Genomic DNA, 14719 nt, shown 5'->3' on the forward strand with positions numbered 1-14719 from the left:
GATGCAGCCTATTCTATTTTTGTTCGCAAAGAAGAACCTCTTATAATTAAATCTGACCGGAGCGTGATAGTGTTGGTAATGATAATATCAGACAAGCCGTTGAGGTGGTGAATCAGGCTTCTTACTGCTACTTCGCCCATTTCATAACCAGGGTAGTTAACAGTAGTCAGGTTAGGCTCTATTACCCGCGAAATCGGATCGTTATTAAACCCAACAATAGCTATATCGTTGGGGATCACCATGCCTGCCTTTTGGAGTTCCTTCATGCAACTCACAGCGGCTGTGTCGTTCGATACAAAAATGCCGTCTGGTCTGGGGTTCATTTGCAGTATTTGCTGTGCTGCCTCAATGCCTGCTTCCTCACTTAAATTGGTAACCATTACATATGATTCCTCGAAAGGCAGGTTGTTGTCAAGCAATGCGTATTTATAACCCTTCAGCCTGTCGGCGTAGACATTGCGTTTCAGATCGGCAGTAATATGTACGATACGCTTGCAGCCTTGCTTGGCCAGGTGGGTGGTAGCTTTATGGGCAGCCTGCAGATTATCAATTACAACGTTAGTGCATTTATTATGTTCAATAACGCGATCATAGAAAATAACAGGAGTGCCTTTGCTGATGAATGGCTCAAAATGCTCAATGCTATCGGTTTCATAAGCCAGAGAAACTAACAAACCATCTACCCGGCTATCAAACATGGTTCGGGCGTTGGCTATTTCTTTCTGCATTGTTTCAAGCGACTGGGTTATTATGAGGTTGTAGTCAGCATTGTTCGCTTCTTTCTCCATACCAGCCATTACCGATGACATAAAGGGACTATTGAGGCGCGGAACAATAACACCAATCGTATTGGTCCGTTGCTTGCGCAGGTTGCTGGCGAAGATATTAGACCGGTATCCCATTTGCACGGCGATGTCGCAAATCTTCTGTTTTGTGTTTTTGTTGACTGCAGGATGATTGTTAAGAGCTCTGCTCACCGTAGTAGGTGAGAGGGCGAGCTCTCTGGCAATATCATATATGGTGATTTCCTTTTCCATGTCCGGAATTTAAAGCGAATGTTGTTGCAATCGGTTGCAATATAAAAAAATGATTCTGGTTGCACTATATTTTTGAAAAAAACTGCCTTTTTAACTTAAGGATTTTGGTTTTAAGCAAGTGTCTTTTCTTATAACGGCACCGAAGTATAGGTGTTGAACAAAAATAAGACCCAAGGTTGGCATCCTCAACTTTGGAATTATCTAGTTGTGATTTTTCCAATTGTTTTTCTTCTTTCTGATACTGAGATGTTCAATAAAAGCAACGTAATCGATTGCGCAGTATGCTTCTGCCAACCATAATTGGGCTCGTTGAATTGTATCAGAATATCGAATAATTTTTCTAATGAAATAGCCCTTCCTAAGCTGTTTTTATGTTAAAACAAGTAGATGCCACATGTGAGGAAGAAATCACTTTTGCACTATTACATATCCTTAGTCACGGGAGGTGGCGGTGTAGGTGCAGTTCAACGGTGTTGCTTGTACAGATCCTTTGTCTCTTCTGCTGTGTTGAGGCTCAGCCACTATTAACCTAGCAGATGCTCCTGAGATGGCATATCAAAGACATTAGTTTATAGTAGTATACTAACTATCGTTTGTAAAAATGAATAAATTTGGTTAATATGCAAACGATTGCGCAGAAGCAGGTGGAGTAGAGGGGGTGTAAGCACACAAATATTGCTTTTGATTATCTACAGGTGGATTTGCCGGGTTTATAGTACCTCCACTAAATCTTAGTTAGTTATGTTCCATACGTTACCTTTTTAATATGAAGAAAAATTTTACAAAATGGAGCGTAATGCTCATGCTGCTTCTTGCAATTGGGTTTGGTGCCGCCGAAGCACAACAACTTGCCTTTCCGGGTGCAGAAGGTTTCGGCCGCTTTACAACAGGTGGTAGGGGAGGCAGAGTAATTAAAGTTACAAACCTCAACGATTCTGGTCCGGGGAGTTTAAGGGAAGCCATTTCTGCTTCTGGCATACGGACCATTGTATTCGAAGTATCAGGAAACATCAAACTGAACTCCCGCTTGCGGATTACAAGCGGCAACCTGACTATTGCTGGCCAGACAGCCCCAGGCGATGGTATTACGATTCAGAATTACGAAATGACGGTAGATGCCGACAACGTGATTATCCGTTACCTCCGTTTCAGAATGGGCGACCTTACCAGAAATGAGCAGGATGCCCTGTGGGGAAGATACCGCAAAAACATCATTATAGATCACTGCTCCATGAGCTGGTCGATAGACGAGTGCTCCTCTTTTTATGCGAACCAGGACTTTACCATGCAATGGTGCCTGCTGAGCGAGAGTTTAAACAAGTCTTTCCACGAAAAAGATAACCACGGCTATGGTGGCATCTGGGGAGGCGACAGAGCCACCTTCCATCATAATTTGCTGGCGCACCATAATAGCCGTAACCCTCGGTTTAACGGAGGTGGGCGCTCCGGCATTAATAATGGCTCGGTGCCGAATGAGCACGTCGATTTTAGAAACAATGTGATCTATAACTGGCTAGGCAACAGTGCCTACGGTGGCGAGAACGGCAACTATAATATCGTGAACAACTACTATAAACCAGGTCCGACCACACCTGCCAACAGAAGCCGGCGCATCATGCAGGTTTCATTTGAGAGCGATCCGAAGTTCGGTGATGGCTACGGCAAGTTCTTCATAGATGGTAATCATGTAGTGGGTAATGCAGCCGTTACGGCCGACAACTGGAATGGTGGAGTAGATTATGACAGCAGGGTTCCAGAAGCTGCACGGAATGGTGCTGCTAAGTTAGCGGAGCCCATAGAGTATGAGCTGGCCACTACACATACAGCTGAAGAAGCTTACGTGGCGGTGCTGGAGAAGGTAGGTGCCAGCTTAAAACGCGATGCCGTAGATGCCAGAGTGGTAGAAGAAGTTCGAACAGGAACAGCAACCTACAACGGTTCTAAAACAGGCTATAAAGGTATTATAGATTCGCAGACAGATGTGGGCAGCTGGCCGGTACTCGAGTCGCTGGGGGCGCCTTTAGATAACGATAATGATGGCATGCCGGATGAGTGGGAAATTGCCCAGGGTCTTGACCCCAACAATGCCAACGACCACAACACGGTAAACGCAGATGGCTATACCAACCTGGAAGTATATTTAAACTGGATCATCGAAAACGGTACCCTTACCGGCAGCAAGGAGTCCAAAACGGACCTTGGTTCAGCAGCCTATCCAAACCCTTTTTCCGACAAGATCTCTTTTACATTCGAAACCAAGCAGAAAGAATACGTGACGGTTAGTATACTGGATCTTTCTGGCAAAGTAATAGCCTACTTAATGGATGCTCCGCTTACACCAGGTGCTTATGAAGTAGCATGGAACGGTACCGACCAAAAAGGCAATAGCCTGACCAGTGGTATGTATCTTTACTCGTTGCAGATCGGCAAACAGAAGCAGGTAAAGCGAGTAGCGCTTATAAGAGAGTAAAGCAATGGCAGCACTAGAACAAACGATTCAGTAGCGTTTGCTATGGTGCTGCCGTTTGTGCTGCTATATTTGTTTGGCAATTCAATTAAGTTTTAACCAATAATCTAAACATGCAATCTAAAAAGTACCTGGCTTTCAGTTTACTTCTTTTACTTGGCTGTAAGAGCGAACAGCTTTTTACACGTTCTTCTACTCGTTCTGCAACACCGGCTGCCGACAAAGCAGTTTCTTCCCCAACTGGCGATGTGTCGCAGGTGTGGGTAGCAGACCAGGGCAGGGGCTCTTATAAGAACCCGGTGCTTTATGCCGATTATTCCGATCCGGATGTCTGCCGAGTAGGCGAGGACTTTTACATGACCTCTTCCAGCTTTAACGCCGTGCCAGGCCTGCAGATTTTGCATTCGAGAGATTTAGTGAACTGGAAAATTATAGGCTATGCCCTGGATCGCCTGACTCCTTACGATCACTTTTCCAAACCACAGCATGGCAACGGCGTGTGGGCACCTGCCATCAGGCACCACAACGGTGAGTTCTACATCTACTGGGGCGATCCGGACTTTGGAATTTACATGGTGAAAACAAAAGATCCTGCTGGTAAGTGGGAAGCGCCGGTGCTGGTAAAAGAAGGCAAAGGTTTAATCGACTCTTGCCCTTTCTGGGACGAAGACGGGCAGGCTTATCTGGTGCATGGCTGGGCTGGTAGCAGAGCAGGCATCAAAAGTATTTTAACATTAAACAAAATGAACCCGGAGGGCACCGAAGTGCTGGATGAGGGCGTGATGGTATTTGATGGGCACGACAATCACCCCACTGTAGAAGGTCCTAAATTTTATAAGCGCAACGGCTATTACTATATTTTCGCACCGGCAGGTGGTGTTTCTACTGGCTGGCAGCTGGTGCTGCGCTCCAAAAATATTTATGGCCCCTACGAAGAGAAAATTGTGATGGACCAGGGCAGCACGCCTATCAACGGGCCGCACCAGGGCGCGTGGGTAGATACGCCGAATGGGAAAGAAGACTGGTTTGTTCATTTCCAGGATGTGGAAGCCTATGGCCGTATTGTGCACCTGCAGCCTATGCAATGGAAAAACGATTGGCCTGTTATTGGTGAAGACAACGACCGCGATGGCAAGGGGCAGCCTGTGCTCACACACCGCAAACCTGCCGTAGGCAAAAACTACCCGGTAGCCACTCCTGCAGAATCTGATGAATTTGATGGACATAAGCTGGGGCTGCAATGGCAATGGCATGCTAATCCGAAATCAACCTGGGCTTTTTTAAACCCAGCTAAAGGTCAGTTACGCCTGTTTACAGATCAGTTGCCTGAGAATTATAAAAATTTTTGGGATGTGCCGAACCTGCTTTTGCAGAAATTCCCTGCCGAAACCTTCACTGCCACTACTAAGCTCAAATTTACACCAAACGAGAAGCTCCAGAACGAGCGCACCGGCCTTATTGTGATGGGCGATTCTTACGGACATATTTCGCTGGTAAGCAAATCGGATGGCATTTACCTGGCTTACACCTCCGGCCAAAAAGCTGAAAAAGGCACACCCGATACAGAGGAGCTGTTAGGTAAATTAAACGGAAACGAAGTGTATTTCAGAGTAAAAGTAGATAAAGGAGGTAAATGCCAGTTCAGCTATAGCGAAGATGGGGCCCAGTTTAAGAATGCAGGAACTCCTCTCACTGCCATGCCAGGTAAATGGATAGGGGCCAAAGTAGGCGTTTTTGCTGTGCGCCAAGACAAGATTAACGACTCCGGATTCGCTGATTACGATTGGTTCAGAATCACGCCTTAAAATTTTTGAATGAGTGGATGAGAAAATGAGTGAATGGGTGAATCAACATGTAGGTTGAACCTGTGTATGGTTCAGTTTTAAGTGAGGCAGGTCATTTCAGGTTTATTCACCTGTAAACCGCCATTATTAATCTCTCATTCTCACATCCACTCATTCAAAATTTACCTAAAACTTATTCATTTTACATTAGTTACTATTTTATAAAAAATATGAAAGCCAGTAAAATTTTTGCAAGCCGCTTGGCTATTTTTCTGGGAACGGCGGGTATGCTGTTTTCCTCTTGTCAGCAGCAGCCAACAGCCGGCACAGCTACTTCATCTACAGCTGCAACAGCTGCAGCTCCTGCATCTGCTGCAGATAACTTTGATATTTATGAAGGCATAGAGTTTAACATGCCACGCGTAAAAGAAACTTCTTTTCCGAACAACAGCGCAAAAATTACTGACTTTGGTGCCGTTGGCGATGGCCTAACTAAAAACACTAAAGCCTTTGAACAAGCCATCGAGGCAGTTGCAGCTAAGGGGGGCGGTACAGTTATTATTCCGCGAGGTATGTGGCTAACCGGACCTATTGTGCTGAAGAGCAACATTAACCTGCATGCTGAGGCCGGTGCTTTAGTACTTTTTAGTAAAGACTTCGACGATTACCCATTGGTTAAAGTAAGTTTTGAGGGACTGAACACGGTACGTTGCCAGTCGCCGATCTCCGGGGTAAACTTAGAGAATATTGCTATAACCGGCTCCGGCACGTTCGATGGGAACGGCGAGGCCTGGCGGCCTGTCAAAAAAGTAAAGATGACGGATGGCCAATGGAATGCTTTAGTTAAATCGGGTGGTGTACTCAGCGACGACAAAAGAATTTGGTTTCCGAACCAAAAAGTGAAAACAGGCTACACCAGCACTACCAATTTTAATGTGCCTGATTATAAGGATATCCAGCAGTTTGAACCGATAAAGGACTTCCTGCGCCCCGTGTTGCTGAGCCTGGTAAGCTGTAAAACGGTGTTGTTAGATGGGCCTACCTTTCAGAACTCGCCTGCCTGGAACCTGCACCCCAACATGTGCGAAGATATTATTCTGCGTAACCTGAATGTGCGTAACCCTTGGTTCTCACAGAACGGCGACGGCCTGGACCTGGAGTCGTGTAAAAATGCACTGGTATATAACAACACCTTCGATGTGGGCGACGATGCCATCTGTTTTAAGTCAGGCAAAGACAAAGACGGTCGTGATCGTGGCATGCCGACAGAGAATGTTATCGTGAAGAACAACGTGGTATACCATGGTCATGGAGGCTTTGTAGTAGGCAGCGAGATGTCTGGTGGTGTTAAGAATGTGCACGTTTCTAACTGCACGTTTATGGGAACCGATATTGGTTTGCGCTTTAAAAGCACACGTGGTCGTGGTGGTTTGGTAGAGAACATTTATATCTCCAACATCGACATGATTAATATCCCTACACAAGCTATCAGTTTTAACCTGTTCTACGGCGGCAAGTCACCTGTTATGGATGAGGCTGAGAAAGGCAGCGGAGAAGTAAAAGCCGCAGCACTGGTGCCAGTTACGGAAGAAACCCCATCGTTTAAAGACATTTACATGAAGAACATTCGGGTATCGGGTGCTAACCAGGCCCTGGCGCTGCAAGGTCTCCCTGAAATGAACCTTAAAAACGTGCACCTCGAAGATGCGATCTTAAAAGCAAAGAAAGGAATTACTGCCGTAGATGCTGATGGTATTACGCTCAAGAATGTGCAGGTAATAACAGAAACCGGTCCGGCTATTACGATCTTCAATACCAAAAACATGAGCGTTACTGGTCTTACTTACAACGAGACGCAGGAGCCAGTTGTAAAGGTGCTGGGGCCTCTGACACAGAATGTGAAGCTCGACGCCAAAGACTTTAAAGACATGTCGAAGCAGGTTTCTAAAGGCAAAGACCTCAACAACAAAGCGCTGAGCATGCAATAAATTCTACAACTGCTGCGGCAGTTACACTATATAACTTATTAATAATAAAGCTCAGGACGAGGTAGCAATAAGCTGCTTTGGCCTGAGCTTTATCAGTTAAAGACATCCGGCCAGCGCCCGGAAACCCTTGGAACACGTTGAGCTAAAACTCCTCCGGAAGGCTTTTTCCATTAGAATAATTGGCAGCAAGCTGCCAACGTTTGGGCAAGGCAAGCCTAAAGAATGGCCAGTGCGGGTAGAATTCCGGAACAGGATATCGCAGGATAACATCTAAAACAGAGGGAGCTATTTTTGAGTTCTACACCTTATTGGTTTAGCTACATCTTCCCCACAAACTTATACCATGAAACATATCCTTTCTTTTCTGCTGCTGATTTCTTTCCCTGCGCTACCTGTTTCCGCTCAAAACTTTGTGCTGGTAGATGCCTCCACCAAAGTACAAATTGTATACGACCCAGCTGAAGCGAAACTGGATTCCATTGCTGCCACCTTACTCGCGCAGGATATTGAGCTGGTGACGGGTTACAAACCGGCAGTGCTCACCGATCTAACAAAGGCAGCCGGTAATGTTATCCTGCTAGGCAAGGTAGAGTCGCGGGTGGTGCAGCAGGTGCTTGATAGGCGGTCGGGAGTAGGCAGCAGTCTGAAAGGAAAATGGGAAGCCTTTGCGCTGGAGGTTATCAAGGATCCGCTGCCGAATATCAGCCAATTACTCGTGGTAGCCGGAAGCGATAAAAGAGGAACGGCTTATGGTGTTTTTCATCTTTCTGAAAAAATGGGCGTGTCGCCTTGGTATTGGTGGGCCGATGTGAAGCCGGTGCCTCAGAAGGTGCTGACACTCTCGGATGTTGCTTTTGTCTCAGCACCTCCTTCTGTAAAGTACCGTGGCATTTTCTTGAACGACGAAGATTGGGGGCTGCAGCCCTGGGCGGCGCAGAACATAGATACCGATATAAAAGACATTGGCCCCAACACCTATGCCAAAATTTTTGAGCTCCTGCTCCGCCTGAAGGCCAACCTGATCTGGCCAGCCATGCACCCCAGCACCAAAGCCTTTTTCCATTACCCTGGTAACCCAAAAGTAGCTGATGCCTTTGGTATTTTGGTAGGAACTTCGCATGCTGAGCCCATGCTGCGCAACAACGTAGATGAGTGGAACGAAAAAACGATGGGCTCCTTCGACTATTTTAGCAACAAAAAAGCAGTAGCCAATTATTGGGAAAAGCGGGTGGCAGAATCAGCAGGCATAGAAGCCGTTTACACACTCGGCATGCGCGGTATACACGACAGTGGTATGGAAGGAGCCAGCAACAGATCGGAGGCTGCCAGGATGCTGGAGCAGATCATTGCAGACCAGCGGAACATGCTTCAGAAGCACGTTAACAAAAATGTGGCTGCCGTGCCACAGGCTTTTACTACCTATAAAGAGGTGCTCGAAATTTACGACCAGGGTATGAAGCTGCCAGAAGATATCACCATTGTGTGGCCCGACGATAATTACGGCTATATCCACCGGTTTAGCAACAAGCAGGAGCAACAGCGAGCTGGAGGATCGGGCGTATATTACCACGCCTCCTATTGGGGTCGACCGCACGACTACCTGTGGCTTAGCAGCACGCATCCGGCTTTAATAAGAGCAGAAATGGCCAAAGCCTACGAAATGAAATCGGAGGAGCTGTGGGTGCTCAACGTAGGCGATATAAAACCGTTGGAGTATACTATACAACTTTTCCTGGATATGGCCTACGGGGTGGAGCCGTTTCTAAAAGAGAGCAGCTATGTAAAGCAGCATCAGCAGGACTGGCTGGCCGGAATATTTGGTAAGGAGCGGGGCCTGCAGCTAAACGAGGTGATGTGGCAGTATTACCAGCTGGCTTTTGAGCGGAAACCGGAGTTTATGGGCTGGAGCCAAACAGAACCCACCACCCAGACCAATTACACCAGCTATAATCATTTTTACTACGGTGATGAGGCGCAGCAGCGCCTGGAGAAGTATGCTGCCCTGGAGCAGCAAGTAAAACAACTACGAAAGGAAGTAAGCTCTGAACAGGCAGATGCTTTTTACCAACTGGTTTATTACCCGGTTGTAGGGGCCTCGCTCATGAATCAAAAGTTCCTGTACCGCGACAAGCACAAGCTCTATGCCCAGCAAAACCGGACTAGCGCGCAAGACTATGCACAACTGGCCCGGCAAGCTTATGCAGGCATCGTAAAAGAAACAAATTACTTTAATACCCAACTCAGTAACGGCAAGTGGCGTGGTATGATGTCGCTGCAGCCGCGAGACCTACCGGTATACCATGAGCCGGTTTTACCAACCTTTACCAAGCCCGCTCCTGGCACTGCCTGGGAAGTAGCGCCGGAAGGTTTTGTAGAAAAAGATTCTTCGCTTTTAAATCTGCCGGGAGGACAGTTCACCTTACCAACCTTCAGTCCCTGGGGCAGTCAACGCTACTTCCTCGATGTGTTCCTGACAAGCCAGCAAGAAGTAAACTGGAAAGTTAGCACATCCGGCAAATGGATAAAAGTATCAGAAACCCAAGGGGTATTAACTTCTGAAATGGGTCAGAAGGAGCGCCGTCTGTGGGTGAGTATAGACTGGAATAAACTGCCTAAAAAGAAGTTAGCTCAGGGCTATATAACTGTGAAAGGGGGGGGAGAAATCTATAGGGTAGCTGTGATTGCGGTGGCACCCACGAATACAGATTTGAAAACAGATAAAGAATTTAGAGAGACAAACGGTTATGTAGCCATGCATGCCAGTAACTTCAGCCGCAAAACAGATAAGGGGGCTGCTACCTGGACCTTGGTAGATGGTCTGGGTTACGCCGGAAATTCTCTGATGGCACTACCCTTACAATCAGCTCCGGTAAAGGAAACAGACCAGGTAAAACAAACAGCAGCCACAGTAGAATATGATTTTTATGTTGTATCAGAAGCAGCCTCTCCGGTGGTTACGGTAAACACCCTGCCAACGCACCCGCTCACAAACGAATACAGTTTGCGCTATGCTGTTTCTGTAGATGATGGACCGGTGCAGGTGGTTGACTTTAAAACCGTTGGCAGAAGTGACGAGTGGAAGCAAAATGTGTTGCAGAACCGGGCACAGCGCTTCATCAAACTGCCCCCTTTAAAATCAGGAAAGCATGTGCTAAAGGTGTACAGCATCGATCCTGGCGTCATGCTCGATTATATCACCATTGATTTAGGTGGTCTTAAACAAGCTTATTCTATTATTCCGGAAACTAAATAGGGCTAGCTCGTTATAACAAAATTTGCCCTCAGCTATGCAGTCGTGAATTCTAACATTATGTTGCCGCTTTTTAAGTAGTAATTTTTCAAGATTTATATAACAACTGTATGATGTGGTGCAGGGAATAAGTAGGCAGTTCCTGGTAATTAAGAGGGCGGCTTTTAGCTAACTCCTCCTGATACTTTACCTTTATAAGGTATTGGCTTTCCGCTTTAGGTAATCCATGTAGCGGAAGCAATTGGCTTTCTTTTTAGAGCTGCTCGCATCCATATTCGTTAAGGGCATTGGTTGGATGCTCTAGCTTCTGATCCTGAATAGAGATTCGGGGGCATCCTGCCTTCATATCCGTCTCGGTTTCTCGTCTCAAGTATACACTTTGACTTTTGATTTTTAAAATGGCAAAGCGGGAACAGGTGTATGTCCCTAGCTGTGCTGTAGGTGCATTTTTGGAACCGGCTGCCGGAAGGGAGGGGAATTTCGTAAAAGAGTCATTTTATGGGTTTGGAAAATTCTGCAATTAAGATGAGTTCCTGTCCATATAGGACTGCCAATTGACGATGAGCACCTTCTCCTCGGGCAGCAGCAGATAGCCATAGTCGTAGCAGAAGCTGTACAGGTTGCCCTTTTGAGTGCGGTACTGGTGGGTGAAGTAGCGGAAGTCGAAGCCTGCCAGCTCCAGTACCTGCCTGCGAAGGGTGGTCTTCCCCTCCGGGCTTGCCTTGTGGAGCACCTGCCGGTTGTGGCGCAGCAGGGCGTTGATCTCCCGCATGATTTTCTCGCCCCTGTCCCTCAGCTTTCTCTCGTTGCCTGCCGTGGCCCGGCACTGGTCGGAGCAGAATCTCTTGTCTGCCCTGCCTGTCAGCGCCTCCCCGCATTGCCCGCATGTCCTTTCAGCTTTCTCCATGCCTGTTCTGCTAGCCGTACGTAATCGAATATATCCGGATTATCCGGATACTTACGGATCTATACGGATAATTTACGGTTAAAGGAGAGAAATGTGCTTGTTTCACATGTTCTTGTCTTAAGCACCATGCCCTATACCACTTCACAGTCAGTTATCTTCCTCAACGCCCTGGAGCATGAGGGAAAGCCTTATGTCCGCCTCTGGCATAAGCCCAACCCGTTCATAAACAAAAGACTAAAGGAGGCTACCTGGGTAAAGTACAGCAAAACCTATAAGTGCTTTGTTATGCACCGCTCTGAGCATTGTATCGAGTTGCTGCACCGCCACTTTGAAGGCATGGCCAGGGTAGATTCGCGCTACCTGAACCGGCCAAAGCGGCTCCGGCCTGCTGCGGGAACCGTGGTGCTGGCGGCAGGCAAGGGGCAGTCGGAGCCACTGGAGAAGTGGCCCGAGCTACCCGTCGTGCGCCTGCAGCCCCTGCTGCACGAAGGCAAGGAGCTAATACAACTCAGCTTTGCCTACGACCGCACGCTGTATGTGAAGCTCAAGAACTGCAGCGTGTGCCAGTGGCTGCCGGAGGCCCGCTGTTTTGCGGTGCCCCCCGATAGCCGCAGCTGGCACCTGCTGGTCGATGCGCTGGATGGCCTGGCGCAGGTGTGGCTGAGCCAGCAGCTAAAGATAAAGGATATGGCCCTGCAGGCCCGGCTCTGGGAGCAGAGCTACCAGAAGCTGCCCGGCTACCTTCCTTGCCCCATGCCTTACCTGGAGAAGCTCTTGCTGCTCAACTACAGCCTCTCCACCATCCGCACCTACCACAGCCTGCTGCTGCGCTTTCTCAACGGACACAAGACCAAAGGGCTCGAAGCCATCCAGGCGTTCGGGGCAGAGGAGATCAACGCCTATCACCGCAGCATGATGCAGTCACAGCAGTACTCTAATTCCTTCCTAAACCAATCAGTCAACGCCGTGAAGTTCTATTATCAGCGGGTATTAGGACGCCACAGCATGCGGTTGGATGAAGTGGAGCGCCCCGGGAAGGCTGAGCGCCTGCCTACGGTGCTGAGCAAGGAGGAGGTGGGCCGTATATTGCAGGCCACCGACAATCTGAAGCACCGCTGCCTGCTGCAGCTGCTCTACGCAGGAGGCCTGCGGATAGGGGAGGTGATCAACCTGAAGCTGACGGATGTGCAGTCGAAGAGAAACTTGCTGCTGATACGTGGCGGCAAGGGCAAAAAGGACCGCACCACCTTGCTCTCGCAGCGCCTGCTGGAGAGCCTGCGGGCCTACTATAAAGTGTACAAGCCAAAGGAGTGGCTTTTTGAGGGCCAGTTTGGCGGGCAGTACACCGTGGACAGCACCCGGAATGTGTTCAGGGCCTGTGTGGAGAAAGCAGGCATCAGGACCAAATGCACGCCGCATACGCTCCGGCACTCGTTTGCCACCCATTTGCTCGAGCAAGGCACGGATCTTCGGTATATTCAGGTGCTGCTGGGGCACCGGTCGAGCAAGACGACTGAGATTTACACGCATGTAACAGCGCATGCGCTGGATAAGATCATTAGTCCGCTGGATAATCTGTAGAAAATGATTATATTTAGAAAGAAATATATACTAATAGCATGAAGAGGATAGAGCAACAGGGCTGGATCAGCAAAAGCGCTTATCAAAAGGGCAGAGTAACCTCTATCCATAGTGCAGATAAACCGAATACTCCGTTTAGCAAGTAGTTGTAACATATTAGAATCAATTGAAAAAGAAGCATTACATAGCATTGTTTCATCCTGTCGGAGAAGAAATGAAAACTCGCATTGACTTCGATTCAGAGATTGAAGAAACTTTGGTATATGAACTTCTAAAGCTTGACGGTTACAGCATTTATCAGTTTATTCTGCCAGACTATCAATATGTGATGTCTTTTGATGAGTTGAGTGAGTTGGGTGTCAAGTTTAAGTTATTCAAAAAAGAAAGAAAGACTTGGTTTGGTCTTAGCAAGAAAATAGAGCAGGAGCTACTAATTTACCCTAAAGATGGTTTCTTCTATCCCTACCAATACGGAAACTACTTCTATCTATTTAGCAGAGAAGAAATTAAGGAGCATGATTTTATTAGATGGATAGAAGAGCAATTCCCAAACCGATGGGTTGACTTTGATGATACTTTGGCTGGCTTGAACAGTAAAACAATTAAGCTCCTTCATCAATCCGACTACATTCTAGTAACCAATCATGATTATCAGAAAGAGTTTGGGGTAGTTGGAAGCAAAGAAGTGTGTGCTACCCTAACAGCCAAACTGAGACAAGGAGCCTTTGAGTCTTTTGAAACTGAAGAATATCTACAAAATAAAGAATAACAAGTTACAACCACACCTTTACTGTAGCTACGCCACAGCAAAGCCCAGTACGTTGGTGGTAACTTGAATTATGAAGAAAAACTTAATACTCCTTAGCTTCTTATGCGGATTGAATGCCTGTGAATCAAGCAAGGGGCAAGATAAGTTATCGTACCAGACAATCTCAGTTCAGCCAGTTGATGAAACGAAAGCTCTGCCTGACCTGAGCCTATTTGTCAAGCAGCTAATTGAGGCGAGCGAAAGAAAAGATACTGCCTTTGTTTTAAGTGTAGTGGACGACAGCGCAGCCGTTTCCTATGGAGGTGGTCTGTACGGCAAAGAAGCCTTCCTGCAGGAGTTCATCAGGTATAGCAACGGATTCGAGAAGTTGAAGCAAGTTTTGGAGTTAGGCGGGACAGTCGAAGAAGATGATACCTACCTGTTCCCTTACGTGCAGTCTTACAAGCTTTACAAGGCCCAAGTCGATACGATAGATGATGGCCATAGGTATAGACAGTGCCTTAGTGGTGTACAGTAAACCCAAAGAAAATGCTGAAAAGAAAGCAGTTCTTGTCTACCCAATGCTTCAGTTAGACCCTGATTCTGGATACATGCAATCCAACTGGGCAAAAGTGTCGACCTTTGACAAAAAACTAAAAGGATTTGTAAAAAAGGACAGGCTGTACTTTGCTGCCGACATAACGCTTAACATACAGAAAAAAGAGAACGGCTTTAAAATCATAGCAGTCGCACCATATGATTAAGAAAAGCTTCCACCAACACGGCACAGGCTCCACACTCGGCTGCGCCTCGTTCGCAGCCTGTACTAACCGTTGTGCGAAAATAACAAATTATAAAAGTGTTCAATACTTCAGATAAACTAACAATTGAAGATGTTCAACTCTGGATGGACGGAGGAACTGTAACTTTAATTATTCGGGATAAAGATTTTAAATC

11 protein-coding genes are annotated in these 14719 nt (G+C 47.1%); 9 read left to right on the forward strand and 2 right to left on the reverse strand.

Annotated elements, in window-relative coordinates; translation table 11 throughout:
• Positions 1-8: 8 nt before the first annotated feature.
• Positions 9-1037 carry a LacI family DNA-binding transcriptional regulator gene (locus ACMA1I_RS22070; RefSeq protein WP_337070659.1) on the reverse strand — a complete coding sequence of 343 codons (1029 nt, stop codon included), beginning with the start codon at positions 1035-1037 and terminating at the stop codon, positions 9-11.
• A 766-nt stretch (positions 1038-1803) separates the two neighbouring features.
• Between ACMA1I_RS22070 and ACMA1I_RS22075 the strand changes: the two genes are divergently transcribed.
• From ACMA1I_RS22075 to ACMA1I_RS22095, 5 genes are all read left to right on the forward strand, one after another.
• Complete coding sequence (locus ACMA1I_RS22075) at positions 1804-3507, forward strand: T9SS type A sorting domain-containing protein (protein ID WP_337070660.1); 1704 nt, start codon at positions 1804-1806, stop codon at positions 3505-3507.
• A 110-nt stretch (positions 3508-3617) separates the two neighbouring features.
• Positions 3618-5309, forward strand: a complete 1692-nt coding sequence (locus ACMA1I_RS22080) for a glycoside hydrolase 43 family protein (RefSeq protein WP_337070661.1) — start codon at positions 3618-3620, stop codon at positions 5307-5309.
• Between the two features lie 209 nt (positions 5310-5518).
• Positions 5519-7276 (forward strand): glycoside hydrolase family 28 protein, encoded by a 1758-nt coding sequence (locus tag ACMA1I_RS22085; RefSeq protein WP_337070662.1) that lies wholly within the window; start codon positions 5519-5521, stop codon positions 7274-7276.
• A 127-nt stretch (positions 7277-7403) separates the two neighbouring features.
• Complete coding sequence (locus ACMA1I_RS22090; RefSeq protein ID WP_337070663.1) at positions 7404-7550, forward strand: hypothetical protein; 147 nt, start codon at positions 7404-7406, stop codon at positions 7548-7550.
• A gap of 69 nt (positions 7551-7619) precedes the next feature.
• Positions 7620-10529: a glycosyl hydrolase 115 family protein gene (locus ACMA1I_RS22095; RefSeq protein ID WP_337070664.1), complete on the forward strand. Its 2910-nt coding sequence runs from the start codon at positions 7620-7622 to the stop codon at positions 10527-10529.
• A gap of 517 nt (positions 10530-11046) precedes the next feature.
• Here ACMA1I_RS22095 and ACMA1I_RS22100 read toward each other — a convergent pair.
• Complete coding sequence (locus ACMA1I_RS22100) at positions 11047-11433, reverse strand: hypothetical protein (protein ID WP_337070665.1); 387 nt, start codon at positions 11431-11433, stop codon at positions 11047-11049.
• Between the two features lie 126 nt (positions 11434-11559).
• Here ACMA1I_RS22100 and ACMA1I_RS22105 point away from each other — a divergent pair, with 126 nt between their 5' ends.
• The 4 genes from ACMA1I_RS22105 to ACMA1I_RS22120 all read left to right on the forward strand — a co-directional run bounded on the left by ACMA1I_RS22105 (position 11560) and on the right by ACMA1I_RS22120 (position 14526).
• On the forward strand, positions 11560-13014 hold the full coding sequence (locus tag ACMA1I_RS22105; RefSeq protein WP_337070666.1) for a tyrosine-type recombinase/integrase: 1455 nt from the start codon (positions 11560-11562) through the stop codon (positions 13012-13014).
• A gap of 166 nt (positions 13015-13180) precedes the next feature.
• Entirely contained in the window at positions 13181-13783 is a 603-nt protein-coding gene (locus ACMA1I_RS22110) for a hypothetical protein (protein ID WP_337070667.1), read from the forward strand.
• A 109-nt stretch (positions 13784-13892) separates the two neighbouring features.
• Positions 13893-14300, forward strand: a complete 408-nt coding sequence (locus tag ACMA1I_RS22115; RefSeq protein WP_337070668.1) for a hypothetical protein — start codon at positions 13893-13895, stop codon at positions 14298-14300.
• Between the two features lie 73 nt (positions 14301-14373).
• Entirely contained in the window at positions 14374-14526 is a 153-nt protein-coding gene (locus tag ACMA1I_RS22120; RefSeq protein ID WP_337070669.1) for a hypothetical protein, read from the forward strand.
• Positions 14527-14719 lie beyond the last annotated feature (193 nt).

The organism is Pontibacter sp. 13R65, assembly GCF_047525655.1.
In the GTDB taxonomy this organism is placed as follows: domain Bacteria; phylum Bacteroidota; class Bacteroidia; order Cytophagales; family Hymenobacteraceae; genus Pontibacter.